A 24,405-nucleotide genomic window follows, 5' to 3' on the forward strand; every position below is an offset into this window, starting at 1 on the left:
ATTCACCCCTAACTATCTCAGCACGCTACTCCTGAATGACAAAACAGGCAAATAAAGTCGTACCCACCCAAGTCACTCCTTTGAACCGCCAAATTCCATATCTCTGCGATAGATCTCATTTCCACGATTAGATAGCCTGCTCTCAATTTTGACTGTGCAAAAAATAAGCGTATAATTAGGGTCAATAACTAGAGAGGATGTTATGGTTGAAGTTGAGTTGAGCACATGGAAAGAGTTTATCGATGCTATGCTGCGTAAGGCATAAGCGAATAAACCAGCAGTAAGAATTTTTATCTTTTTGTTGTTTTATCGATACACACCTAGGGGCGAGTTACCGCTCGCAAAAAGGCAGAGACTGTAAAGTTTCTGCCTTTTTTTATACCCTTCGCCCTTGAAACCACAGAGTTGTTAGCTGCGGCTCCAATAACGTTAAGTCAGCGGCTTACTTTGACTCTTTAGCGCGTGGTGGTCTGCCGGGGAAGCGGCGGCGCACCAAGACAAAGAACAGCGGAACAAAGAAAATCGCCAGCACTGTGGCCGAAATCATTCCCCCCATGACACCAGTACCGACCGCATGTTGGCTGCCTGAACCCGCGCCCTGACTGATTGCCATTGGCAGTACACCAAAGACAAATGCCAGCGAGGTCATCAGAATTGGCCTTAGCCGCTGGCGCGATGCTTCCAGAGTCGCCTCTACCAAATCCTTGCCCTTGTTATTCAACTCACTGGCAAATTCGACAATCAAGATGGCGTTTTTCGCCGACAGCCCAATGATGGTCAGTAACCCAACCTGGAAATAAACATCATTCTCCAGACCGCGCATCCAAGTGGCGGCAACCGCGCCAATCACCCCGAGAGGCACCACCAGCATCACCGAGAATGGAATTGACCAACTCTCATATAGCGCCGCCAGACACAGGAACACCACCAACAGCGAAATAGCATAAAGGGCAGGGGCTTGGGAGCCAGATAGCCGCTCTTGATAAGACATGCCGGTCCATTCCAGCCCGAAACCGTTAGGCAGCTGTTTGACGAGATCCTCCATCACATTCATTGCGGTACCGGTACTGACTCCCGGTGCGGCCTCGCCGACAATTTCCAGTGCTGAGTAGCCGTTGTAGCGCTCTAGCCGTGGCGATCCATATTCCCAGCGCGTGGTCGAAAATGCCGAGAAGGGCACCATACCGCCGCTACTATTACTCACATACCATTTATTGACGTCTTCCGGCAGCATGCGGGCGGTGGCTTCAGATTGCACATAAACTTTCTTCACCCGACCACGATCAACAAAGTCATTCACGTAAGTCGAGCCCCAGGCGGTTTTAAGCGTGTTATTAATATCATCCAGTGACACCCCCAAAGCTTGTGCTTTGCGTTGATCAATATCGATCTGCAATTGCGGGCTATCATCGAGGCCATTATGTCGCACTCGCGTTAACGCCGGGTTTTGGGATGCTAACTGTAGCAACTGGTCACGGGCTGCCATTAACTTATCGTGGCCCAAGCCGCCGTGATCTTGTAACTCCATATCGAAACCGGAAGAGCCACCTAAACCTGAAATTGCCGGTGGGCTACTGACTGACACTCTGGCCTCAGCAATTTTATTAAATACTTTGGTGGCCCGTTCGATAATGGCGAAGGACGAATCATTGCTATTCTTTCGCAGATCCCAATCCGTCAGGCGGATAAACAAACGCGCCACGTTCTGGCCATTACCGCCGGGGCCAGAACCCACGGTAGCGAACACTGACAGAACATTATTTTTCTCTTCGGTTAGGAAGTAGTTTTCTACTTTCTCCACCACTTTCAGTGTCTGTTGCTGAGTTGACCCAACAGGAAGCTGCACTTGCGCCATAAAGACACCACGGTCTTCCAATGGTAAGAAAGAGGTCGGTAACTTAAGGAATAACAACGCCAAGCCACCTAATAGCAGTAAATACAGCAAAATATAACGCAAACTGCGGTGTAAAACGTGCGCGACACCCCGCTCGTAACTGCGGGCACTGCGATCAAAAGTGCGATTAAACCAGCCAAAGAAACCGCGTTTGGCATGATGATGCCCCTGTTCGACGGGTTTGAGCATGGTGGCACAAAGTGCTGGGGTGAGAATCAACGCCACTAATACCGAAAGCACCATGGCGGACACAATAGTAATAGAGAACTGGCGATAAATGGCCCCTGTGGTCCCCCCGAAGAAAGCCATTGGGATAAATACTGCTGATAGCACCAGTGCAATACCGACCAGGGCGCCTTGAATTTGCCCCATGGATTTACGCGTGGCTTCACGTGGGTCAAGCCCTTCCTCGCTCATCACGCGCTCGACGTTTTCCACCACCACGATCGCATCATCAACTAATAGGCCGATGGCTAACACAATGGCGAACATGGTCAGGGTATTGATACTGAATCCGAAGGCCGACAGTATTGCGAAGGTCCCTAATAACACGACCGGCACGGCGATCGTTGGAATCAGTGTGGCGCGGAAGTTCTGTAAGAACAGATACATAACCAGGAAGACCAATAAAATGGCTTCCAACAATGTTTTGACCACATCCTTGATTGAGGCTTTAACAAAGGGGGTGGTTTCATAGGCAATTTTGGCTTCAAGACCGTGCGGGAAGAATGGCGTCAGTTCTGCAATGCGGGCTTTTACTAACTCATCGGTTTGCAGCTCATTGGCCCCTGATGCCAGCTTGATATTCATTCCTGATGCGGCTTGCCCATTAAAGCGGCTCAGATAATCATAATTCTCGGCCCCCATCTCAACTTTTGCCACATCTCCCAGTGTGACCAGTGACCCATCCTGATTAACCCGCAGCGTGATTTCTCGGAACTGTTCTGGTGTCTGTAATTGAGATTGGGCATTAATGGTGGCATTCAGTGCCTGATTATTAACTGAGGGGGTACCGCCCAGTTGGCCGACCGCTATCTGGCTATTTTGTGATTGGATAGCCGTGACAATATCCTGCGTGGTCAGTTGATAATTATTGAGTTTATTGGGATCAAGCCAGATACGCATTGCGTATTGCGAGCCGAAGGCGTCGATGCTGCCCACCCCTTCAATTCGGCTAAGAGGGTCTTGCAAATTACTGGCGACATAGTCGGCAATATCTTGCTTATCCATGCTGCCATCGGTAGAAACAAATGCCACCATCATCAGGGTGTTATCACCCGACTTTGATACAGAAACCCCTTGTTGCTGGACATCTTGCGGCAGTTTTTTAATCGCCGATTGCAGCTGATTTTGAACCTGCTGCATCGCTTCGTTAGGGTCAGTACCTGCCTGGAACGTCAGAGTAATGGTTGCCGTACCGGCACTGCTGCTTTGTGACGACATATACAGCAGGCTATCCAGGCCAGTCATACTTTGCTCTATGACCTGCGTGACGGTATTTTCCAGTGTTTGTGCCGAGGCTCCTGGGTATGAGGCACTGATGCGCACGTTGGGTGGCGCCAGATTAGGGTATTGCTCAACAGGCAGGGTTGAGATTGCCAATGCCCCAGTAAGACACAAAATTATCGCCAAAACCCAAGCAAAAATCGGGCGGTCGATGAAAAAATTTGCCATGCAGTGCCAGCCTCTATAGATAAAAAATTATATACAGCAGAATCTACTGTGCACTTTACGTGGTAATGCTGAAGAAAACGTGAAGAAAATAAGGAGAAGCTGTAAAAAACATCGATATAACCGAGTTAATTTAGGCTGATAGGGGGAAGAATGATAAACAAGTGTTTCTGCTAGCATCAAGTACTGCTTTGGTACTGAAATTGCTGGCAGTTTGCCTGCAACGCCAAACTTTAGGTATAGACTAAGTAAGTCACGACTTAACTGAGGAAAGTATTATGGAACTCAATCCGGTATTTGCCCGTCGTCTCTATCTTTGCTGGTTAATCAGCCGTGGTGATTCGTTGAATGTGCCGCGCATGATGGAACTGACTGGCTGGCCGCGGCGAACCTTACAGGATGTTTTAAAAGCGTTGCCCGGTATGGGCATCACTCTGACATTCGTACAGCAGGGCGTGCGCAATAATGCAGGTTTTTACCAGTTAGAGAGCTGGGGGCCACTGAATAAAAAATGGATATACGATAACCACAATTCTATTTTAGCGGCCATTGAGCCATCTAATAGTTCGACTGCCATTAAATAACTGGCCGGGTATTAATATTTTTTATTTTCTAAAAACATGATGGTAGCGGCGACCCGTGACCGGACATTGAGCTTACGTAATAAATTACGGATATGCACTTTTACGGTTTCTTCTGAAATGTGTAACTCGAAAGCCACCTGTTTATTGGACATCCCGCGCGCCACTTCTTGCAAGACATCTAATTCACGCTCGGTTAATTCAGCAAATGGATTAACCTGTTCGTGGCGAGAAGATAAATACTGCGCAACCTCATTACTGAATACTTTCTCACCCTTGGCGGCATGACGGATATTTTCCAGCAATATTTCCGGTTCGCTGTCTTTGAGCAGATACCCATCAGCGCCAGCATCAATCATGGCGTAGACATCACTGCGCGCATCAGAGACGGTCAGAACAATGATTCGCGCATCAATCCCTTCATTGCGCAAGGCTTTCAACGTATCCAGCCCGGTCATTCCCTTCATATTCAAGTCGAGCAGAATGACATCCGGCTGGCATTTGGCCGCTTCGGTAATGGCATCGCTACCGCAGTTGGCTTCAGCAACCACATCAAAGTTGCTATCAAGTTCAAGTAACTGCCTAATACCGCGGCGCATTAGGGGATGATCGTCAACGATCATAATAGTGTGACTTTTGGTCATGATAAGTAATGTCCCTGTAACCGATAGCATTAAATGTCTGGCTGTTAAACGTGGATTATTTGCGGTCATTAATTTGGCTGACCATTTTATCCATCATAGTTAGTTAAACCACGATTAAAGTGTACCGTAGTCTCACTGATTTTCTGTTGTAATTCTCCGCGTAGTATAAAAGGGTTCCCGACAGATCTCTATTTTTTACCCGCGAAAAAGGGAATGATGAGTTTACATTTCCAGCTAAAGTCATTTAACAGCAAGATTTTATCTGAAGAAATAATTACCAAATCTTGGTTTTCTTTTGATAGCTATTCTCATTAAACAAATCGTTATATAAAAAAGGTAATAACGCAAATAGATTTAACAGCGAGAAACTGTGCAAATAACCACTAAATAAATTGATCTTGCTCAATATCACCCCCCGATTAACCCTAAAGAGTAATTATTTTATTACTGATTATTCTGTATTTAATACCCAAACTCTGGGGAATTCTTTCTTTCATATAAATAAGAATCATTATCATTTGGTCGATATAAACATTCGCCGATGAATTAATGATCTCTACAGATACACGCGGGCGCGCCAGCAGATGTTAAGGATATCAGTATGACTGATTTATCACGGCGTAAATTGCTGACTGGCTTTTGGCAAACCGGCCAACAACAGCCCTCGGCTATCCGACCGCCCTGGTCGGTCATGGAAGCTGATTTTATTGCCGATTGTACCCGCTGCCTTGACTGTGTTGCCGCTTGTGAAACTGGCGTATTGGTTGCCGGTAGTGGCGGATTCCCCGAAATAGATTTCCAGCGCGCTGAGTGCAGTTTTTGCCAAGCTTGCGTGCAGGCATGTGAAGCTGACGTTTTTACCTCAACGGTGCTGCCTGCCTGGTCGCTAAAGGTAGCGATATCAGACCGCTGTTTGCCTTTTCACCATATTGAATGCCGCAGTTGTCAGGACAGTTGTGAAACCCGAGCGATTCGATTTCGCCCACGTCTGAACGGCATTGCTCAACCCGAATTAGACCTTCCTGCCTGCACTGGCTGTGGTGCTTGTGTACCCAGTTGCCCGGTACAGGCAGTAACCCTCACCCGGAGTGAAGATGGACGATAAAGAATGGCATGTCTGTGGATTAGTGGTGCAAGCCAAGCCCGCGCGAATTGCGCAGCTCATCGACAGCTTGCTGGCGATTCCGGGAACAGAAATACCCACCAGTGATGCTGCTCTGGGCAAGTTGGTGGTGGTTATGCAGGCAGCGCGCTCAGACGTGCTCCTGAATCATATTGAGTCAGCACGTAATCTGGATGGTGTGCTGGCGGTATCGCTGGTTTATCACCAGCAGGATCAGCAAGGTGAGGAAATGCCATGAAACTCAGTCGCCGGGACTTTATGAAGGCCAATGCCGCAGTTGCTGCGGCAGCCGCAGCCGGATTGACCATACCCACAGTTGCCAAGGCCGTCGTGGGCGAGACAACAAATGCAATAAAATGGGATAAAGCACCTTGCCGATTCTGTGGTACCGGCTGCGGTGTGCTTGTCGGAACACAAAATGGCCGAATTGTTGCATCACAAGGTGACCCGGACTCACCGGTTAACCGTGGCTTGAACTGTGTGAAAGGCTATTTTCTCCCTAAAATCATGTATGGCAAAGACCGTCTGACACAGCCACTGCTGCGCATGAAAGACGGGCAATATGATAAAGAAGGTGATTTTACCCCGATAAGTTGGGAAAAAGCCTTTGATATCATGGAACTGAAATTCAAAAATGCGCTGAAAGAAAAAGGCCCGACCGCCGTGGGGATGTTCGGTTCTGGTCAGTGGACGGTGTGGGAGGGCTATGCGGCATCAAAACTGCTGAAAGCCGGTTTCCGCTCCAACAACCTTGATCCCAATGCTCGTCACTGTATGGCGTCTTCGGTAGTGGGCTTTATGCGAACCTTTGGTATGGATGAGCCAATGGGTTGCTACGATGATATTGAAGAAGCTGATGCTTTCGTGCTCTGGGGCTCCAATATGGCGGAGATGCACCCAATCTTATGGTCACGCATGACCAGCCGCCGCCTGACCAATGACCATGTCAGAATTGCCGTGCTATCTACTTTTGAGCACCGCAGCTTTGAACTGGCGGATAACCCGATCGTCTTTACCCCGCAGACTGATCTGGTGATTATGAATTATATCGCCAATTACATTATTCAAAATAATGCTGTTGATCAGGGTTTCCTTGATCGCCATGTGAATTTCCGCCGTGGCGCTACTGACATCGGCTATGGTTTACGGCCAACCCACCCATTAGAAAAAGCCGCTAAAAATCCGGGCAGCGATGCTTCGGAGCCAATGAGTTTTGATGATTTCAAAGCTTTTGTTGCCGAATACACGCTAGAGAAAACCGCCCAAATGAGTGGCGTGCCGCAAGACCAACTGGAATCACTGGCACAGCTGTATGCCGACCCGAAAGTAAAATTGGTTTCCTACTGGACTATGGGCTTTAACCAGCACACACGTGGGGTGTGGGCCAATAACATGTGCTACAACCTGCACTTGTTAACCGGCAAAATCTCGAAACCCGGTTCCGGGCCTTTCTCGCTGACCGGCCAGCCCTCGGCCTGTGGTACCGCCCGTGAAGTGGGGACTTTCTCTCACCGCTTGCCAGCAGATATGGTGGTCACCAACGAAAAACATCGTCAGATTGCGGAAACCAAATGGCAATTGCCAGCAGGGACTATCCCGGAAAAAGTCGGTTTACATGCGGTTGCGCAAGACCGAGCGCTGAAAGATGGCACGCTCAATGCCTATTGGGTGATGTGCAATAACAATATGCAGGCCGGGCCAAATATCAATGAAGAGCGCATGCCCGGCTGGCGCGACCCACGTAATTTTATCGTAGTTTCCGACCCTTACCCGACAGTCAGCGCACTGGCTGCCGACCTTATCTTGCCGACTGCGATGTGGGTCGAGAAAGAGGGCGCTTATGGCAATGCTGAGCGTCGCACTCAATTCTGGCGTCAGCAAGTGCCTGCGCCGGGTGCCGCCAAATCTGACTTGTGGCAGATAGTGGAGTTTGCTAAACGCTTCAAAGTTGAAGAGGTATGGCCTGCCGAGTTGGTTGCGAAGAAACCGGAATATCGCGGTAAAACACTGTACGACGTGCTGTTTGCCAACAATGTGGTGAGTAAATACCCGCTGAGTGAAATCCCTGCCGACCAACTGAATGACGAAGCGCGCGATTTTGGCTTCTACATCCAGAAAGGGCTATTTGAAGAGTATGCCGACTTTGGCCGCGGTCACGGTCACGATTTAGCGCCTTTCGATGTTTATCATCAAGAGCGCGGCCTGCGCTGGCCAGTCGTCAATGGTAAAGAGACGCTCTGGCGTTACCGCGAAGGTTTTGATCCCTTCGTGCCGAAAGGCGAGGATGTGCGTTTTTATGGCAAACCCGATGGCAAAGCGGTGATATTTGCACTGCCATACGAACCTGCTGCCGAAAGCCCGGATCAAGAATATGACCTGTGGCTCTCCACTGGCCGGGTGTTGGAACATTGGCATACCGGCTCCATGACCCGCCGTGTTCCTGAGCTACATCGTGCTTTCCCTGAGGCGGTGTTATTCATTCATCCGCTGGATGCTCAAGCCCGCGATTTGCGACGCGGCGATAAAGTGAAAGTGATTTCACGCCGTGGCGAAGTGATTTCGCTGGTGGAAACCCGTGGACGTAACCGCCCACCGCAAGGGTTGGTGTATATGCCGTTCTTCGATGCAGCCCAGTTAGTCAATAACCTGACGCTGGATGCCACCGACCCACTCTCCAAAGAAACTGACTTTAAAAAATGTGCAGTGAAATTGGCTCGGGTTGTCGCGTGATGCGGTGTTTTTCAGGAGAAAATAATGAATAACCAGATAGTTAAATCATTAAATCGCCGGATTTTATCTGTGATATCGCTGCTGGCGGTATTGCTGATGGCCGGTGTCGTCAACGCGTCCAGCAATGTCGAGATGGATTTGAGCCAATCGCCTGAAGTCTCTGCTACGGCAGAGGGCAAGGTGAAAATGCCAAAACAGCAACAGCGGATGGCACTCAACTATGTGAATCAGCCGCCGCTCATTCCACACAGTGTGGATGGCTATCAAATCAGTAAAAACACCAACCGCTGCCTGCAATGCCATGGTGTTGAGCATTATCGTGCCACGGGAGCCCCGCGTGTCAGCCCAACTCACTTTATTGACCGCGACGGCAAAGTGTCGAGTGAAGTCTCTCCGCGCCGCTATTTCTGCTTGCAGTGTCATGTGCCACAAACTGATGCTGCGCCGATTGTCGGCAATAGTTTCCAACCAGCCCCTGGCTTTGGTCAATAAGCCTGAGGGTTATTGTGAGAATCAACTATGAATGAGACTAAAAAGCCCGGTGTTATCCGACGCATATGGCAGTGGTGGCGTCGGCCTAGCCGGTTGGCGCTCGGAACATTACTGCTGATTGGCTTTGTCAGTGGCATCATTTTCTGGGGCGGTTTTAATACCGGCATGGAGATGGCGAATACCGAAAAATTCTGTGTCAGCTGCCATGAAATGAAAGACAATGTCTATCAGGAATATATGGGAACCATCCACTACAGCAACCGCAGTGGTGTAAAGGCGACCTGCCCAGATTGCCATGTGCCCCATGAATGGGGGCCGAAAATGGTACGTAAAATCAAGGCCAGTAAAGAGCTGTATGCCAAGGCTTTCGGCTTGATTGACACGCCGCAGAAGTTCGAAGCACACCGCCTAACAATGGCTGAAAATGAGTGGGCGCGAATGAAAGCCAATGGCTCGCAAGAGTGCAAAAACTGCCATAACTTCGACAATATGGATTTCACCGCGCAAAAAACTGTCGCGGCGAAAATGCACAACACCGCCATAGCCGAAGGTAAAACCTGTATTGATTGCCATAAAGGGATTGCGCATAAGTTGCCGGATATGAAGGATGTACCGACCGGTTTCTAAAATCCTTCGCCCTTGATGCCGCAGCGGTGTTAGCTGCGCTCGCACACCCGAATCACTGACGTGAGTCAGCTCATCGGGATGAGTTCGCTGGCTGCCTTGCTGCAACACCAATGGCTGTGGATTTATCCTTGGTTCTTGATGCCGCAGTGGTGTTAGCTGCGCTCGCGCACCCGAATCACTGACGTGAGTCAGCTCATCGGGATTAGCTCGCTGACTGCCTTGCTGCAACACCAATGGCTGTGGATTTATCCTTGGTTCTTGATGCCGCAGCGGTGTTAGCTGCGCTCGCACACCCGAATCAAACGCCCTGTAGACATGATGTCGGCAGGGCGTTTTTTATTGCAATCTTGGGTTGTTCTTCTCATAATGAGACCTGTTAATAGGTCTTTTTGAGGTGATTTATGCCAAGCATAATTTTGACTGACACTAGCGCAAGTGTCAGTGAGTTGAAAAAGAATCCAATGGCAACAGTCAATGCTGGGGCCGGATTCCCTGTTGCGATTCTCAACCGCAATCAGCCCGCCTTCTATTGCGTACCCGCAGAGCTTTATGAGCAAATAATGGATGCTCTTGATGATCATGAGCTAGCCAAGCTAGTTAATAATCGCCGTAACCAAAAGTTATTTGATGCCATTCGCTAATTATTATTAGCCAGATAAAGAAGGCCCTATGTCAGTCAAAATTGAAAATATTCAGAGCCAATTGTTATCTAAAAACTGGTTTAAGTTATACAAATATACCTTTGATTTAAAAACTGATAATGGCACCTCAGTACAGCAGATTCGCGAAGTGTATGACCGGGGTAACGGCGCAACTATTCTGCTGTATAACCGCCAAAGTGGCACGGTGGTGCTGACCAACCAATTCCGGATGCCAACTTATGTGAATGGTAATCCTGACGGTATGCTGCTGGAAGCTTGTGCTGGCTTACTGGATGACGACTCGCCGGAAGAGTGTATTCGCCGTGAAGCTATGGAAGAGACCGGCTATCAGATTGATAAAGTACAGAAGTTATTTGAAGCTTATATGTCGCCGGGTGGCGTGACCGAAATTGTTCATTTCTTTGCCGCTGAATATCATCCAGATCAGAAAGTCACCGACGATGTTGGTGTGGAGGATGAAGTCATTGAGGTGGTGGAGTTACCCTTTACTGACGCCATTGCCATGATTGCTGATGGTCGCATTAAAGATGGCAAAACCATCATGCTGCTGCAACATGCCCAAATTCAGCATTGGTTTAACTAGTTTATTCTGATGTCTATTGCCGCCATCTGGGCGGCATTTATTCTCAAATTGTTGATAATCCCCCCTGATTGATAAGCAAATCCTCCTGTTGATACAAAAATGTTATGCAGAGTATGCCCTGCTTCATAGATTGTGATAAATCACTCACTATACTGGTTCTGTTATTGGTCATACCACCTCAAAGCATAAAAGCAAAGGGAACCTACGATGGACGAACAATTGAAACAGAGTGCACTTGATTTTCACCAATATCCAACGCCCGGGAAAATTCAGGTGTCACCAACCAAACCGCTAGCGACTCAACGGGATTTGGCGCTGGCTTATTCTCCCGGTGTTGCTGCTCCGTGTTTAGAAATTGCTGCTGATCCTTTAGCGGCCTATAAATACACGGCACGCGGTAACCTGGTTGCTGTTATTTCTAACGGTACTGCGGTGCTGGGTTTGGGAAATATTGGCGCGTTAGCGGGCAAGCCGGTAATGGAAGGAAAGGGGGTTCTGTTTAAGAAATTCTCCGGCATTGATGTGTTCGATATTGAAGTGGATGAGCACAATCCGGACAAACTGATTGATATTATCGCCTCGTTAGAACCGACTTTTGGCGGCATCAATCTGGAAGATATCAAAGCGCCAGAATGTTTCTATATTGAACAGAAATTGCGTGAGCGCATGAAAATCCCGGTGTTCCATGATGATCAGCATGGCACAGCCATAATCTGTACCGCGGCAGTCCTTAATGGCCTGCGTGTGGTGAAGAAAGAGATCAGCGATGTGAAGCTGGTGGTTTCTGGGGCAGGGGCGGCCTCTATTGCCTGTCTGAACCTGTTGGTCGCCTTGGGATTAAAACAGCACAATATTACCGTCTGTGATTCTAAGGGCGTTATCTATAAAGGCCGTGAAGCCAATATGGAGCAAACCAAAGCCGCTTACGCGATTGAGGATAACGGCCAGCGCACACTGGGCGATGCTATTCCTGACGCTGATATTTTCTTGGGTTGTTCCGGCCCCGGTGTCTTAACGCCAGACATGGTAAAAACCATGGCACCTAGCCCGCTGATTCTGGCGCTGGCAAACCCGGAACCTGAAATCCTGCCGCCATTGGCAAAAGCCGTGCGTCCAGATGCGATTATCTGTACCGGTCGCTCGGATTATCCGAACCAGGTTAACAATGTGCTGTGCTTCCCGTTTATCTTCCGTGGCGCACTGGATGTTGGCGCAACCACTATTAACGAAGAGATGAAACTGGCTTGTGTACACGCCATTGCTGACCTGGCCTTGGCTGAGCAAAGCGATGTGGTGGCATCGGCCTATGGCGAGCAAGATCTTTCCTTCGGCCCTGAATATATTATCCCTAAGCCATTTGACCCGCGCTTGATTGTGAAAATTGCCCCGGCCGTGGCTAAGGCGGCAATGGATTCTGGTGTGGCAACCCGCCCAATCACCGACTTCAGCGCTTATATCGAAAAACTGACGGAGTTCGTCTACAAAACCAATCTATTTATGAAACCGATTTTCTCTCAGGCGAAAAAAGAGATGAAACGGGTGGTATTGGCAGAAGGGGAAGAGGAGCGGGTATTACACGCCACTCAGGAGCTGGTTTCTCAGGGGCTGGCATATCCTATCCTGATTGGTCGCCCAAGTGTGATTGAGACCCGGCTGAAGAAACTGGGCCTGCATATTACTGCCGGAAAAGACTTTGAAGTGGTGAATAACGAGTCTGACCCGCGCTTTAATGAATACTGGCACGAATACTATCAAATCATGAAACGCCGCGGAGTCTCGCAAGAACAGGCGCGCCGTGCGGTGATTGGCAACCCAACCCTGATTGGCTCCATCATGGTGCATCGCGGTGAAGCTGATGCCATGATTTGCGGTACTATCGGGACTTATCATGAGCATTATGATGTGGTTGAGAAAGTGTTTGGCTTCCGTGAAGGGGCACATGTGGCCGGGGCGATGAATGCATTATTGCTGCCAACGGGTAACACCTTTATTGCCGATACCTACGTCAATGATGACCCAACGCCAGAGCAACTGGCCGAGATAACCTTAATGGCAGCCGAAACGGTGCGTCGCTTCGGTATCGAGCCAAAAGTGGCGTTATTATCTCATTCCAGCTTTGGCTCATCAGATTGCCCAGCCGCGCGTAAAATGCGCCGGACATTGGAACTGGTCAATCAGATGGCACCAGAACTGGAAATTGACGGTGAAATGCATGGCGATGCGGCACTGGTTCCAAGCATTCGCCATGATTTGATGCCGGACAGCCCACTGAAAGGGGCAGCTAACATATTGATTATGCCTAATATGGAAGCCGCGCGAATCAGCTACAACTTGCTGCGAGTGACCTCTTCCGAGGGAGTAACAGTCGGTCCGGTATTGATGGGGGTGGCAAAACCTATCCATATTCTGACGCAGATCGCTTCGGTGCGGCGCATTGTGAATATGGTGGCGTTAGCGGTGGTAGAAGCACAAACCGAGCCTCTATAAATATTCTTTGCCAATGACGTTGAATATTGGTTTTAGCTGTTGTCAATCAAACCCGCCTGGTGCGGGTTTTACTTTTCTGCGGCCAATTTAGCGGCCAGCTTTGCTGGCTTGCTGTAACCACTTATCCAGCTCATTAGCAAATTGCTGGCGATCGCGCTGATTTAAGGTGTTGGGGCCGCCGGTCTGAATACCGCTGGCGCGCATGGTATCCATAAAATCACGCATATTAAGGCGCTCGCGAATGGTGTCTGGAGTGTAGCGCTCACCACGGGGATTAAGAGCGATACCGCCTTTCTCAATCACTTCTGCCGCTAGCGGAATATCGGCGGTGATCACCAGATCGTTTTTCTCTACACGCTGCACTATCTCGTTGTCGGCGACATCAAAGCCAGCAGCCACTTGTAAGGTGCGAATATATTTCGACGGCGGTGTTTTCAATGGCTGGTTCGCCACCAACGTCACCATCATGCCGGTACGATCTGCGGCACGGAATAACACCTCTTTAATGACATTCGGACAGGCGTCCGCATCAACCCAAATTTGCATCAGTGTTGTTCTCCTACGGCTAACCAATCTTTTACCGGCAGAAAATCGCGGTACAGTGCGGCTTCAGCGCTATCTGGTGCCGGTTGATAGTTATACTCCCAACGCACCAAAGGTGGCAGCGACATCAAAATAGACTCAGTGCGCCCACCGGTTTGTAAGCCAAATAAGGTGCCGCGATCCCATACCAAATTGAATTCCACATAGCGACCACGGCGATAAAGCTGGAACTGACGTTCGTGCTCGCCCCAACTTAGTGCTTTGCGCCGAGCAACTATAGGCAGATAGGCATCGAGGAAGCCATCGCCCACCGCCTGAGTAAAGTTAAAGCAGGTAGCAAAATCAGGGCTATTCAAATCATCAAAGAACAGGCCGCCAATTCCTCGCGCCTCATTGCGGTGTTTGATATAAAAATAGTCATCGCACCATTTTTTATAGCGCGGATAGATATCTTCGCCGAATGGCTGACACAATTGCCATGCAGTTTGATGCCAGTGAATGGCATCTTCCTCAAACCCATAGAAAGGGGTCAAATCAAAGCCGCCACCAAACCACCATACTGGATCTTCGCCGGGTTTTTCAGCAATAAAGAACCGTACATTGGCATGGCTAGTAGGCAAATAGGGGCTCAGAGGGTGAATGACCAGTGAGACGCCCAGAGCTTGAAAACTGCGCCCAGCTAATTCGGGCCGATGTGCTGTGGCGGATGCCGGTAGTGTGGCACCTGAAACATGTGAAAAGTTGACGCCAGCTTGCTCGAATACCGCCCCGTTGATCAATACCCGACTGCGGCCACCGCCCCCTTCTTCACGAGTCCAGTTTTCCTCGGTGAACTTGGCACGGCCATCAGCCTCGCTCAGTGCAGCACAGATTTTATCCTGCAAATCCAGCAGGTAGGTTTTGATTTGGGCGATATCGGGTAAATTCATGGGCGGGGTTCTGGTTACCTGGAAATTTTCAGGGGCTAAGTATACCTCGATTTGCCCTCATTGTTGTACTCTCCGTGTGGATTAGCGCTGATTGCGACAGGAGCACGACAAGATTTATCTGGTTCTTCTTAAAGATTATTATGTTCTATCACTGCGGGAAATATCACTTTACTATGGCGTGATATAATATTGCGTAATAGTCAGAATATCCATTTTACTCAAGGGTGCGAACATCCATGGAAATCCGCGTATTTCAGCAAGACGATTTTGAAGAAGTGATTCTGCTGTGGGAGCATTGTGACTTGTTGCGGCCTTGGAATGATCCGGAAATGGATATTGAGCGTAAACTCAATCATGACCCCGAATTGTTTTTAGTGGCTGAAGTCAGCGGAGCCATTGTCGGCTCGGTGATGGGCGGTTATGACGGCCACCGAGGTTCTGCTTATTATCTGGGAGTACATCCCGATTTCCGTGGTCGTGGCTTTGCCAATGCGCTGATCAGCCGGTTAGAAAAGAAATTAATTGCCCGTGGCTGCCCGAAGCTGAATATCATGGTGCGCGCAGACAATGACGCAGTGATTTGCATGTATGAAAAGCTCGATTATGAAACCCAAGACAGCATCATGCTGGGCAAAAGGCTGATTGTGGATCAAGAGTATTGATTGTGCCATTAAGAATAAACTTTCCCTCTATTGTAGAGGGAAAGTCAGTATCAGATATTGCTACAATTAGACTGCTTCAGGAAATATCATTGTCATTGGAGTCATTTCATCGTGGGTAGGTAAACGTTGTATTCCCAACTGCTGCCCGAGGTCTTTGAACCCTGCCATATATTCTATCGTTGTATTGGATAAGGCCATTTCTTCAGTAATAGCCTCTACTTCGGCCCAATTTTTATAATCAGTAACACTATCCTTTAACATTTTTACGCCAGCTATATTAGTGGTGCCAGCAATATCTTGAACAGGTGCATGGTTTAAATTATCAACTGAGTCCGAAACTAAAAGTTTTTTTACATCATAAGTTATACCTTCAATAATTACTTTTTCAACAACAGTGCCATGGTTTGCATCATCTGATTGAAGAAGCAGATCAGCATAGTTAGAAAATGCCTCTTTTCTGGCAGTAAACACGGCTACTGCTTCATTGTCATTATATGCGGCAGCTATTTCGATATGCTCATCTAATTGTTTGGATATATAAGTTGCATAGCTTGAAAGATCCCTTGAAATTACGTCACCGTCTTTATATGCAGATTGCATAGTAAAAAAATTATGAATACTATATTCATGTCTATTATTCAGTTCAACCGCATTTTCATGTTTGAAATACTCATGACTATTATGCTTGTTTTTATTCTTTGTATTTATAGGGTGTTCATAATTTCCATTCAACTTAAATGTTTTGTTTTCTTGAATAATTTCATTTAATTCAAATTCAATTTTAGAGACCTTCTGCTTATACTCAGCGTAGGTTGGATTATCTAAAATGAGTATGTTTTGAGATTTTTTATCACGGATATAGTAACGGCCATTTTTAGTGGAATATTCTAAATCCTCTTTTTTTACATTTATCATTGTAAGAGTATCAGTGCCACCAGCGTCACTAATTACATAATTATTTTTACTTAAATCTACCTCGATATCATCATTGGATGTCCCTTTTTTTATTATAATTTCTTTTATAGTAGTATCACTATCATCACGGTTTTTGATCTTTGCGTTGCCATTACCGAATAGAGGGTCATGGGTATCCTTGTAGATCATATCATCACTATCGTGATGGTGAAAAACACTACTGTCGCTGCGGTCCCCAACCTCGCTATTGCTATGGTTCTCGGCCTTTGCACCGTTATTACTATTGGTTTCTTCTTTGTTATTTTCACTGGATTGGTGATTACCTTTCATTATTATTCATCCTTATTAATTTGTTTGACTGATGGCTTTTTAGTTTCCAATACCCATTTTTCAATGCCGAGCAAGTTGAACTATAATTACTTTTCCATGCTGTTAAAATAAACAATGCATCAACATGGTTCCACAGTTGTATAATTTAATATATTAGTGTTCTGATGAGATTAGGCGTGAAGTATTTAGTAATGGAAATAGATAGGTGACTAGTCAATATCAGGTGCTGAGTTTATTCAGCACCTGAAAGTAACAAATTAATTATTTAATCTTGGTTATTTTCTTCACATCAACTTCTACCGAGTTCCAGTCTTTATCAACTTTCCCTTCGATTTGTACTTTATCTTGCGGAGTAATGGTTTGGCCATTCCAACGTTTGTTATCAATATCTACAGTAATGGTGCCGGTGTCATCGCGGAAAGTATAAGTATCGTGGCCTAAGCGTTCAGTGATATTGCCTTGTAGGATGACATGGGCGTCATCGCGCATGGTTTTGACTTTATCTACTGTGGTACTGCTGGCATTAGGGCCAGAAAATCCGCCTTGAGTTGCCGGCTGAGTCTGTGTTGTTGCCGGGCCATCAAAACCACCCTGCGTGGTATTTGTCGCACTTTGAGCCATAAATGCGGTACCGCATAACATAACCAAGGTGGCAGCTAAGGTGAGTTTCTTCATTTTATTGCTCCTTCAATGAATGAATAATAACATCTAAAACCAGAGGCTTTACCCGCCTCACGTTACCCAATACTAGACCAATATGGAGTTATAACACGCTTAATAGTAAGGTATTAAACCGCGAAATATCCAGATTCTATGAGTATAAATGGGGATAAACCCTATCTTATCAACCCTATTGGCATCTTTTCTGCTGCGCCACTTAAGCCGATTTGGTGCTGCGGTTGCGGGGCTAATGATGAAAGCATTGAGGGTTAGGGCACTTTTTCAGCCGTGCGGACTCCAATCTCTGGTTATCTTTTTTCAACTGTCCCTATCTTGCTTTTGTTGCTGTTATTTTGCAGCAAAGCTTATTGGATGCAGTGGTTTTCTTAAGGAGCGTTAGATGAATATTCGCCCACGGTTTTCTGGGGTGCGCTTGTTATTACTGGGGGCCCCTTTGTTGTTGGCCGGGTGTTCGAGCATGTCCGGTTTTTCTTGGTCAAGTTTATCGCCACTTAATTGGTTCAGCGGCAGCAGCAGTATGCAGGTTACCGATAATGGTGTCGGTGGGATCACCGCCAGTACACCACTGACCGAGAGTGACATTAAAGAAGGTCTGAAAGGCGATTATCGGTTGCGTAGTGGTATGGCGACCAATGATGGCAAGTTGGTATCTTTCTATCAGGCAATGAAGGAAGACCAAATCAAACTGGTTATCTCCGGTCAGCCGAAAGGCACGGTAGAACGAATCGATGTGATGGATAAAAATATTCCTAGCCAATGGGGTGTGACGATAGGCACGCCATTCAGCGAGTTATATAAAAAAGCCTTTGGCGCTTGTCAAATGGGCACTGGCGATGATGCCGCCCAAATAGAATGTGTTGCGCCAAACAGTTCGCATGTTAGCTATTTATTTGATGGCGACTGGCATGGCCCTGAAGGTTTAATGCCATCGGATGACACGCTGCAAAGCTGGAAGGTGAGTAAGATTATTTGGCGTGCTAAAAGCGAATAAATATTATTATCCTTTTGTGACTCCCAATTAAGGCGCAGGTTATTTTTAGCGCCTTAATCATATTATTCTGTTCCTCAACGTCCTATTTCCTTGCTCAATTTTATTTTGCGCTGACGCAAGGTTATTTTTTCGGCTTCAGTTATTATACCCAGCATAACCAATACCGATTTCGAGTAAGGAAGAAACATGACTCAAGTTCAGAGTGGCATTTTGCTGGAGCACTGCCGTTTTGCCATTTTTATGGAAGCAAAAGTGCAAGGCGAATTTGATGCTATTCGTCAGGGGTGCAAAAAATTCTGTCAGGCATTAGAAGAGTTACAGCAAAAATTCCCCAATGAGCATTTGGGGGCGGTTATTGCCTTCGGTTCAGATGTTTGGCATGACTTATCAAATGGTCAGGGCGCAAAAGAGTTAAAGCCTTTTGTCCCTTTGGGTAAAGCACCAATAATAGCACCGGCCACTCAACGTGATTTATTGATTCATATTCAGTCACTGCGCCAGGATATCAACTTTACCTTAGCGCAAGCTGCGGTTGCTGCTTTTGGTGATGCCATTGTGGTTGAAGAAGAGACTCATGGTTTCCGCTGGGTTGAAGAGCGTGATTTTACCGGCTTTATTGACGGCACCGAGAATCCACAAGGTGAAGATCGGCCTGAAGTGGCGGTGATTGCTGAAGGTGAAGAAGATGCCGGTGGCAGCTATATATTAGTTCAGCGCTATGAGCATGATTTGAAAAAATGGAAACGTATCCCCGAACATAAACAAGAGCAAATTGTTGGGCGTACCAAACCGGATAGCCAGGAATTGGCTTCAGATCAGCGCCCGGATACTTCCCATGTTAGCCGCGTTGATCTTAAAGAAGAGGGTAAAGGGTTAAAAATCCTGCGCCAAAGCTTGCCGTATGGGACTGCCAGTGGCAAGCACGGCTTATATTTCATTGCCTATTGCGCGCGCTTACATAATATCGAGCAGCAATTATTGAGCATGTTCGGTTCATTAGATGGCAAACATGACTTGTTGCTCGGCTTCAGTAAGCCAGTCACCGGCAGCTACTATTTTGCGCCGTCACTGACCAAATTATTATCGCTATAATATGCAGGCAGACAGACAGTAAAAAGGCCGGATATCCGGCCTTTCTGTTTTTTGTGCGTCGCCATTATCTTAGTTAAGCAGGATATATAGCATCACGCATTCTGTTTACTACAGTTTGTTTCTGTTCCTTGGTCAGCGCGCGCAGCGGCAGACGTGGATTACCGGCATCAATACCGTGTAATTGCATGGCGGCTTTACCGGCGGCAACACCACCAAATTCGACCAACACCCGAATCAGCGCGATAACTTGATCCATACTGCGTTGAACCGCAGCTTGATTACCCGCGTTGAAATCAGCAATGATCTTTTGGAATAACGGCGCGGCATAGTTATAAGTACTGCCGACGGCACCAATAGCCCCGACCGCCAACCCGCCCGGTAAATGTTCATCTACCCCAAATGGAATATCAAATTTGCCGCCACTGACCCGCAGGCAGCGCTGGAACTCATACAAATCCGCATTATTGAATTTAATTCCTGACAGATTTGGGATTTTCGATTCTGCTTTAATCAGGAATTGTTCCATGTCCAAATTCACACCGGACATCCCAGAGTGATAGTAATAGAAACCTTTCGATGGAGCCGCAGCGGCAATGGCCTGACAATAGGCGATTAAATCGTCAAGATTACCGGGCTTAAAGAAGCAAGGGCCGATTGCTGAAGTTGCAAAGATATCCAGTGTTTCAGCATGGCGAGACAGGTCGACGGCATCTTTGATGCTCAGTGCGCCAGTATGCAAGGTAATGCTCAGCTTACCTTGCGCCGCTTTTACCCAGCGCTCGGCAATTTTTTTGCGCTCTTCAACCGAGCAATGGATACCTTCGCCGGTTGTGCCACACACATACACCCCTGCGACACCATCATTGACCAGATGCTCAGCAATTTGGTCGATAACGGGATAATTAACTTCACCCAACTCATCAAAGGGAGTGTGCGGAGCGGCAATCAAACCTGTTAACTTTTTCATACGCGTCCTTTATAAATCAGAGAGATGACCCCGGTGGTCACAATAATGTTGAGTAGCATAGCAATCAATATTCAGTCAGTTTTGCGGTTTGGTGTTTTTCTTGCGTGCGGCCAGAAATCGCCTGTTCTTGGGGCGAGCATTGCTCGATAGCATCACAGAACCAACCGCAAATATGTTCAATTCGGGTAATCGCGGAGCCGACGGTCACAGCATAAGCACCTGCCGATATTGCCGCAGCGGCGAGGGCTGGCGAATTATAACGCCCCTCGGCAATCACACGACAACCCGCTTGGGATAACTGTTTGACCAGCGCCAAATCCGGTTCGGTCGGCACTGGGGTTTGCGTATAGCCAGATAGCGTGGTGCCAATAAAGTCAATGCCTAATCGATGAGCCAATAAGCCATCTTCAATGTTAGAGGCATCAGCCATTGCCAGACGGCCGGTTGCTCGCACTCGCTGATAGAGTTCTTCCACGGAAACCGGGCGAGGGCGGCAAGTGACATCAAACGCGATAATGTCGGCACCTGCGGCACTGAGTGCATCGACATCTTCCAGCCAAGGGGTAATTCTGACCTCGGAATCGGGTAGGTCGCGTTTAATAATGCCGATAATAGGTGCATCAGTCACCCGGCGCACCGCGGCTATATTACTAATGCCTTCAACACGTAGGCCAACTGCGCCGCCATCCAGTGCAGCCTTTGCCATTGCCGCCACAATTTCGGGGGTATCCATGGCACTGCCGGGCACCGGTTGGCAAGAAGCGATCAATCCATTTTGGAGCTTGTGGCGAAGATTACTTGTGTTACTCATAGTCAGGTCACTCGCAGTCAGGTTGCACACGGTTTTTAGCTCCGATCTTTATTTTTAAATGAAGTTTTACTCCATTATGTTAGATCTTTTACTTCTAGGGTGCAACTCCAATTGCTTTAGTTATTGCCTTCAAATGGGTTGCCTGGGAGTTTAACTCCAAATTAAAAATAATAATGGAGTTGTGACGGGAAAATTGCCATAGTCATTAAATTATTGTCATTTCATTTATAACAAATGCAAGAGGGTTACACCCGATGGGAAAAGTGTTGGCACTGGATATCGGTGGAACAAAAATTGCTGCTGCGGTGGTGACAGAAAGCGGCATGTTGGTTGGCCGTCAGCAGATAGCCACGCCACGAGGTGGCGCTGCGCAGCTGGCTATAGCGCTGGAAACGTTAATCGCGCCTTATCGGCATCTGGTTGATTTTATAGCCGTTGCGTCAACCGGCATTATCAGTGGCGGGCGTCTGACAGCACTGAATCCCGCCAATCTTGGTGGGTTGGCTGATTTCCCGCTGCAAGATTGTGTTCAATCAATTGCCGATTTGCCTTGTGTGCTACTCAACGATGGGCAAGCTGCGGCTTGGGCAGAGTATCAGGCGGTGAGTGGTGATTGCGACAATATGATGTTTGTGACGGTTTCCACGGGCGTGGGCGGCGGCATCATTTTGAATAAAAAGCTGCTGGTGGGTCATCATGGATTGGCTGGGCATATCGGCCACACGTTAGCTGATCCCCATGGCTTACTGTGTGGTTGTGGCCGCCGCGGGTGTGTCGAAAGTGTGGCTTCCGGCACGGCAATTGGTACGGAAACATTGGGTTGGAAGCAACCAGTCGCTGCTGCCAACGTGTTTGAAATGGCACAGCTTGGTCATGTACCGGCTGAGAATATTATCAACCGTTCCGCGACCGCCATTGCTCAGATGCTGGCAGACATGAAAATGGCCCTGGATCTGGAGGTGGTGATTCTGGGGGGCAGTGTCGGTCTGGCGGTGGGATATTTAGAACGGGTGATTGGCGCGCAAAAAACACTACCAGAAATCTACCGAGTGCCTGTTCAGGCGGCGCATCATCGCCAGGATAGTGGCTTATTAGGGGCGGCACTGTGGGCCAGACATACCCTAGGTCATTGACACTGTAATCAACACCGCCGCGACACCCATGATTTTGGGTTTATATCTTTATAAGTAAAATGAGAGAATCGTTATGATCAGCGGAGCATTAACACAGACAGCATTTTGGGGCGGATTACCTGAACGTCTTCAATGGGTTTTGGCTTATTTGGCCGAGCAACCTTTGGCCGAGTTAAGCTGTGGACGCCATGAAATCGATGGAGAACTCATTTTCATGAATGTAATGGAGTTCGATACTCAGCCGGCTGAAAATAAGAAAGCGGAAATGCACCGCACCTATGCCGACGTCCAACTGTTGATCAAGGGTATTGAAGGGATTGAATATTCCACTCTGACCCCGACCGAGCATCTAGAACCTTATCATGCCGACGATGATTACCAACTGATGGCTGATATCCCGGATAAGAGTCAATTACGGATGCTGCCGGGGATGTTTGCGGTGTTTTTACCAGGCGAGCCGCATAAGCCCGGCTGCCAGATTGCAGGCTCAGGGGCCATCAAAAAGGTGGTTGTAAAAGTCCACAACAGTTTGTTGTAAAACAGACCATGACAATGATTTTTATATAATAATAACGCCCGTTATCTTTGACATCTTCCCCGGCCCCCCGGGGTTTTTTTATTGATCTCACCCCGCACCATACTGCCATTTATCTTCACGAAGTGGGCCAATTATGTAATGATGCGCCCCAGAACTGTCTCCTGTCCGTCAACTTTCTTTCCCTTGAGGTGTCCGCGTGAAAACTGGTGCTCCCCGTTTTAAGCCAGGTAAAATCCTTGATGCCTTGGGTGCCATGCAAAATAGCCTCACTCGCTCAGCACAGCGTATTGCCGCTTATATCTTGGCAGAGCCCGCCAATGTTACCCAACTCTCCATTGCTGAGCTCTCCTCGCTTACGCAAGCGGGTGAGGCCACGATTATCCGTTTCTGCCGGACGCTGGGTTATAAAGGGTTTCAGGATTTCAAAATGGACTTGGCCATTGAGGTGGCGACTCGCCATAACAGTGAAAACAGTCTGTTAGATGCTGATGTGCAGGAGGGGGACGATACACTGGCGATTGGCAGTAAATTGCAGTCGGCGATTAATAACGTCCTGTCAGAGACACTCAACTTACTCTCTATCGAGAGTGTCGAGCAAGTGGTTAAGTTGCTGCGCCCAGCGGATCGCATCTGTATTTTTGGTGTCGGCTCATCGGGTATTACTGCGGAAGATGCCAAAGGTAAATTGATGCGCATCGGATTACGCGTTGATGCGGCTACCAATAACCATTTTATGTATATGCAAGCCTCTTTGATGCGCCCCGGTGATGTGGCCATTGGTATCAGTCATTCGGGAACGTCGGCGGAAACAGTGCAGGCATTGAAATTGGCAAAGCAGGCCGGTGCCACCACGGTAGCTTTGACCCACAATATGGGCTCCACCATTACTGAGCTGGCAGATTATGTGCTGATCAATGGTAACCGTCAGGGGCAGTTGCAGGGTGATTCTATTGGTACCAAAATCGCGCAATTATTTGTTTTGGACCTGATTTACGCCTTGCTGGTTAAAGCCGATCCGGTTCAGGCAGAGAGCATTAAACGCAAAACCACTCAAGCCGTCAGCCAAAATGGATGACCGGTAATACATTTCCTGCTGCAATACTTAGCCACCGTGGCGGTGATATTCTCCCCGCGGTGGTAAACACCTCCCTATCCTGTTGTTAGTCTCACCCTATTCAGCATTTCGCCATCTTTGTCACGTTTTAGACACATTGTGATTGAAATAGCGGGCTGATCTTATACACTCAAATGGAGTTTTACTCCTTTGTTGTGTTTAATTTGGAGTAAAACCACATAAATATAAATGTGGCGAGAACCGT

The 24,405-nt window shown here is 47.8% G+C and carries 24 protein-coding genes; 16 read left to right on the forward strand and 8 right to left on the reverse strand.

Translation table 11 applies throughout. The features are described 5' to 3' along the window. The first annotated feature begins 202 nt into the window (after window positions 1–202). Entirely contained in the window at window positions 203–265 is a 63-nt protein-coding gene (locus N0H69_RS22340) for a hypothetical protein (protein ID WP_491010439.1), read from the forward strand. A gap of 177 nt (window positions 266–442) precedes the next feature. Here the strand turns inward: N0H69_RS22340 and acrD are convergent, their stop codons facing one another. After that, on the reverse strand, window positions 443–3,568 hold the full coding sequence (gene acrD / locus N0H69_RS09215; RefSeq protein ID WP_050151928.1) for a multidrug efflux RND transporter permease AcrD: 3,126 nt from the start codon (window positions 3,566–3,568) through the stop codon (window positions 443–445). A 275-nt stretch (window positions 3,569–3,843) separates the two neighbouring features. Here acrD and N0H69_RS09220 point away from each other — a divergent pair, with 275 nt between their 5' ends. Further along, window positions 3,844–4,149, forward strand: coding sequence for a winged helix-turn-helix domain-containing protein (locus N0H69_RS09220; protein WP_050109335.1), 306 nt, complete (start codon window positions 3,844–3,846; stop codon window positions 4,147–4,149). A gap of 11 nt (window positions 4,150–4,160) precedes the next feature. Here N0H69_RS09220 and narP read toward each other — a convergent pair whose 3' ends face one another. Further along, on the reverse strand, window positions 4,161–4,790 hold the full coding sequence (gene narP, locus N0H69_RS09225) for a nitrate/nitrite response regulator protein NarP (RefSeq protein ID WP_050109336.1): 630 nt from the start codon (window positions 4,788–4,790) through the stop codon (window positions 4,161–4,163). A 601-nt stretch (window positions 4,791–5,391) separates the two neighbouring features. On the opposite strand from narP, the gene napF reads away from it, so the two are divergent. The 8 genes from napF to maeB all read left to right on the forward strand — a co-directional run bounded on the left by napF (window position 5,392) and on the right by maeB (window position 13,494). Further along, window positions 5,392–5,895, forward strand: coding sequence for a ferredoxin-type protein NapF (napF, locus tag N0H69_RS09230; protein WP_050122899.1), 504 nt, complete (start codon window positions 5,392–5,394; stop codon window positions 5,893–5,895). Next, on the forward strand, window positions 5,885–6,151 hold the full coding sequence (napD, locus tag N0H69_RS09235) for a chaperone NapD (RefSeq protein WP_050151929.1): 267 nt from the start codon (window positions 5,885–5,887) through the stop codon (window positions 6,149–6,151). Before napF ends, napD begins: the two co-directional genes overlap by 11 nt. Next, window positions 6,148–8,643 carry a nitrate reductase catalytic subunit NapA gene (gene napA, locus N0H69_RS09240; RefSeq protein ID WP_050109339.1) on the forward strand — a complete coding sequence of 832 codons (2,496 nt, stop codon included), beginning with the start codon at window positions 6,148–6,150 and terminating at the stop codon, window positions 8,641–8,643. The genes napD and napA overlap by 4 nt, the downstream gene beginning before the upstream one ends. A gap of 96 nt (window positions 8,644–8,739) precedes the next feature. After that, the gene (gene napB / locus N0H69_RS09245; protein ID WP_375541941.1) at window positions 8,740–9,135 is read left to right on the forward strand and encodes a nitrate reductase cytochrome c-type subunit; all 396 of its coding nucleotides are present in this window, start codon (window positions 8,740–8,742) and stop codon (window positions 9,133–9,135) included. A 27-nt stretch (window positions 9,136–9,162) separates the two neighbouring features. Beyond that, window positions 9,163–9,762 (forward strand): cytochrome c-type protein NapC, encoded by a 600-nt coding sequence (gene napC, locus N0H69_RS09250; protein WP_050151931.1) that lies wholly within the window; start codon window positions 9,163–9,165, stop codon window positions 9,760–9,762. Window positions 9,763–10,163: 401 nt separating this feature from the next. Further along, the gene (locus N0H69_RS09255; protein ID WP_050109342.1) at window positions 10,164–10,403 is read left to right on the forward strand and encodes a type II toxin-antitoxin system Phd/YefM family antitoxin; all 240 of its coding nucleotides are present in this window, start codon (window positions 10,164–10,166) and stop codon (window positions 10,401–10,403) included. Between the two features lie 28 nt (window positions 10,404–10,431). After that, entirely contained in the window at window positions 10,432–11,007 is a 576-nt protein-coding gene (gene nudK, locus N0H69_RS09260) for a GDP-mannose pyrophosphatase NudK (RefSeq protein WP_050151932.1), read from the forward strand. A 207-nt stretch (window positions 11,008–11,214) separates the two neighbouring features. Beyond that, window positions 11,215–13,494, forward strand: coding sequence for an NADP-dependent oxaloacetate-decarboxylating malate dehydrogenase (gene maeB / locus N0H69_RS09265; protein WP_050109344.1), 2,280 nt, complete (start codon window positions 11,215–11,217; stop codon window positions 13,492–13,494). Window positions 13,495–13,581: 87 nt separating this feature from the next. On the opposite strand, the gene N0H69_RS09270 is transcribed toward maeB, so the two are convergent. Further along, on the reverse strand, window positions 13,582–14,040 hold the full coding sequence (locus tag N0H69_RS09270; RefSeq protein WP_050109345.1) for a YaiI/YqxD family protein: 459 nt from the start codon (window positions 14,038–14,040) through the stop codon (window positions 13,582–13,584). Beyond that, entirely contained in the window at window positions 14,040–14,966 is a 927-nt protein-coding gene (hemF, locus tag N0H69_RS09275) for an oxygen-dependent coproporphyrinogen oxidase (protein ID WP_050122893.1), read from the reverse strand. Before hemF ends, N0H69_RS09270 begins: the two co-directional genes overlap by 1 nt. Before the next feature lie 236 nt (window positions 14,967–15,202). Between hemF and N0H69_RS09280 the strand changes: the two genes are divergently transcribed. After that, window positions 15,203–15,628, forward strand: coding sequence for a GNAT family acetyltransferase (locus N0H69_RS09280; protein WP_050151933.1), 426 nt, complete (start codon window positions 15,203–15,205; stop codon window positions 15,626–15,628). A gap of 66 nt (window positions 15,629–15,694) precedes the next feature. Here the strand turns inward: N0H69_RS09280 and N0H69_RS09285 are convergent, their stop codons facing one another. Together N0H69_RS09285 and N0H69_RS09290 are read right to left on the reverse strand one after the other, a co-directional pair. Continuing rightward, window positions 15,695–16,873 (reverse strand): hypothetical protein, encoded by a 1,179-nt coding sequence (locus N0H69_RS09285; protein ID WP_050151934.1) that lies wholly within the window; start codon window positions 16,871–16,873, stop codon window positions 15,695–15,697. A gap of 261 nt (window positions 16,874–17,134) precedes the next feature. Next, a complete protein-coding gene (locus N0H69_RS09290; RefSeq protein ID WP_050151935.1) occupies window positions 17,135–17,548 on the reverse strand; it encodes a YgiW/YdeI family stress tolerance OB fold protein in 414 nt (137 codons plus the stop codon). A 385-nt stretch (window positions 17,549–17,933) separates the two neighbouring features. Between N0H69_RS09290 and N0H69_RS09295 the strand changes: the two genes are divergently transcribed. Both N0H69_RS09295 and N0H69_RS09300 read left to right on the forward strand, forming a co-directional pair. Then, complete coding sequence (locus N0H69_RS09295) at window positions 17,934–18,545, forward strand: RpoE-regulated lipoprotein (protein ID WP_050109349.1); 612 nt, start codon at window positions 17,934–17,936, stop codon at window positions 18,543–18,545. 186 nt (window positions 18,546–18,731) lie between these two features. After that, complete coding sequence (locus tag N0H69_RS09300; RefSeq protein WP_050109350.1) at window positions 18,732–19,637, forward strand: Dyp-type peroxidase; 906 nt, start codon at window positions 18,732–18,734, stop codon at window positions 19,635–19,637. 73 nt (window positions 19,638–19,710) lie between these two features. On the opposite strand, the gene N0H69_RS09305 is transcribed toward N0H69_RS09300, so the two are convergent. Then, window positions 19,711–20,604, reverse strand: a complete 894-nt coding sequence (locus N0H69_RS09305; protein ID WP_050109351.1) for a dihydrodipicolinate synthase family protein — start codon at window positions 20,602–20,604, stop codon at window positions 19,711–19,713. 64 nt (window positions 20,605–20,668) lie between these two features. Beyond that, window positions 20,669–21,415 (reverse strand): N-acetylmannosamine-6-phosphate 2-epimerase, encoded by a 747-nt coding sequence (locus N0H69_RS09310; RefSeq protein WP_072077649.1) that lies wholly within the window; start codon window positions 21,413–21,415, stop codon window positions 20,669–20,671. A 254-nt stretch (window positions 21,416–21,669) separates the two neighbouring features. Between N0H69_RS09310 and N0H69_RS09315 the strand changes: the two genes are divergently transcribed. The 3 genes from N0H69_RS09315 (at window position 21,670) to N0H69_RS09325 (ending at window position 24,161) form a co-directional block, all read left to right on the forward strand. Continuing rightward, a complete protein-coding gene (locus tag N0H69_RS09315) occupies window positions 21,670–22,548 on the forward strand; it encodes an N-acetylmannosamine kinase (protein ID WP_050151937.1) in 879 nt (292 codons plus the stop codon). A 73-nt stretch (window positions 22,549–22,621) separates the two neighbouring features. Then, on the forward strand, window positions 22,622–23,086 hold the full coding sequence (nanQ, locus tag N0H69_RS09320) for an N-acetylneuraminate anomerase (protein ID WP_050109354.1): 465 nt from the start codon (window positions 22,622–22,624) through the stop codon (window positions 23,084–23,086). Window positions 23,087–23,339: 253 nt separating this feature from the next. Next, window positions 23,340–24,161: a MurR/RpiR family transcriptional regulator gene (locus N0H69_RS09325; protein WP_459565742.1), complete on the forward strand. Its 822-nt coding sequence runs from the start codon at window positions 23,340–23,342 to the stop codon at window positions 24,159–24,161. Window positions 24,162–24,405 lie beyond the last annotated feature (244 nt).

Origin of the sequence: Yersinia alsatica, assembly GCF_025133195.1 — a bacterium.
GTDB classification, from domain to species: Bacteria; Pseudomonadota; Gammaproteobacteria; order Enterobacterales; family Enterobacteriaceae; genus Yersinia; species Yersinia alsatica.

Bases quoted from the DNA above. Each gene is read 5' to 3' on its own strand.
- N0H69_RS09310 (WP_072077649.1), bottom strand. From the start codon at position 21,415: ATGAGTAACACAAGTAATCTTCGCCACAAGCTCCAAAATGGATTGATC.
- N0H69_RS09295 (WP_050109349.1), top strand. From the start codon at position 17,934: ATGAATATTCGCCCACGGTTTTCTGGGGTGCGCTTGTTATTACTGGGG.
- napD (WP_050151929.1), top strand. From the start codon at position 5,885: ATGGACGATAAAGAATGGCATGTCTGTGGATTAGTGGTGCAAGCCAAG.
- narP (WP_050109336.1), bottom strand. From the start codon at position 4,790: ATGACCAAAAGTCACACTATTATGATCGTTGACGATCATCCCCTAATG.
- maeB (WP_050109344.1), top strand. From the start codon at position 11,215: ATGGACGAACAATTGAAACAGAGTGCACTTGATTTTCACCAATATCCA.
- hemF (WP_050122893.1), bottom strand. From the start codon at position 14,966: ATGAATTTACCCGATATCGCCCAAATCAAAACCTACCTGCTGGATTTG.
- napF (WP_050122899.1), top strand. From the start codon at position 5,392: ATGACTGATTTATCACGGCGTAAATTGCTGACTGGCTTTTGGCAAACC.
- N0H69_RS09270 (WP_050109345.1), bottom strand. From the start codon at position 14,040: ATGCAAATTTGGGTTGATGCGGACGCCTGTCCGAATGTCATTAAAGAG.
- napB (WP_375541941.1), top strand. From the start codon at position 8,740: ATGGCCGGTGTCGTCAACGCGTCCAGCAATGTCGAGATGGATTTGAGC.
- N0H69_RS09285 (WP_050151934.1), bottom strand. From the start codon at position 16,873: ATGAAAGGTAATCACCAATCCAGTGAAAATAACAAAGAAGAAACCAAT.
- N0H69_RS09280 (WP_050151933.1), top strand. From the start codon at position 15,203: ATGGAAATCCGCGTATTTCAGCAAGACGATTTTGAAGAAGTGATTCTG.
- nanQ (WP_050109354.1), top strand. From the start codon at position 22,622: ATGATCAGCGGAGCATTAACACAGACAGCATTTTGGGGCGGATTACCT.
- N0H69_RS09290 (WP_050151935.1), bottom strand. From the start codon at position 17,548: ATGAAGAAACTCACCTTAGCTGCCACCTTGGTTATGTTATGCGGTACC.
- N0H69_RS09325 (WP_459565742.1), top strand. From the start codon at position 23,340: ATGCAAAATAGCCTCACTCGCTCAGCACAGCGTATTGCCGCTTATATC.
- nudK (WP_050151932.1), top strand. From the start codon at position 10,432: ATGTCAGTCAAAATTGAAAATATTCAGAGCCAATTGTTATCTAAAAAC.
- N0H69_RS09300 (WP_050109350.1), top strand. From the start codon at position 18,732: ATGACTCAAGTTCAGAGTGGCATTTTGCTGGAGCACTGCCGTTTTGCC.
- N0H69_RS09255 (WP_050109342.1), top strand. From the start codon at position 10,164: ATGCCAAGCATAATTTTGACTGACACTAGCGCAAGTGTCAGTGAGTTG.
- N0H69_RS09305 (WP_050109351.1), bottom strand. From the start codon at position 20,604: ATGAAAAAGTTAACAGGTTTGATTGCCGCTCCGCACACTCCCTTTGAT.
- acrD (WP_050151928.1), bottom strand. From the start codon at position 3,568: ATGGCAAATTTTTTCATCGACCGCCCGATTTTTGCTTGGGTTTTGGCG.
- napA (WP_050109339.1), top strand. From the start codon at position 6,148: ATGAAACTCAGTCGCCGGGACTTTATGAAGGCCAATGCCGCAGTTGCT.
- napC (WP_050151931.1), top strand. From the start codon at position 9,163: ATGAATGAGACTAAAAAGCCCGGTGTTATCCGACGCATATGGCAGTGG.
- N0H69_RS09315 (WP_050151937.1), top strand. From the start codon at position 21,670: ATGGGAAAAGTGTTGGCACTGGATATCGGTGGAACAAAAATTGCTGCT.
- N0H69_RS09220 (WP_050109335.1), top strand. From the start codon at position 3,844: ATGGAACTCAATCCGGTATTTGCCCGTCGTCTCTATCTTTGCTGGTTA.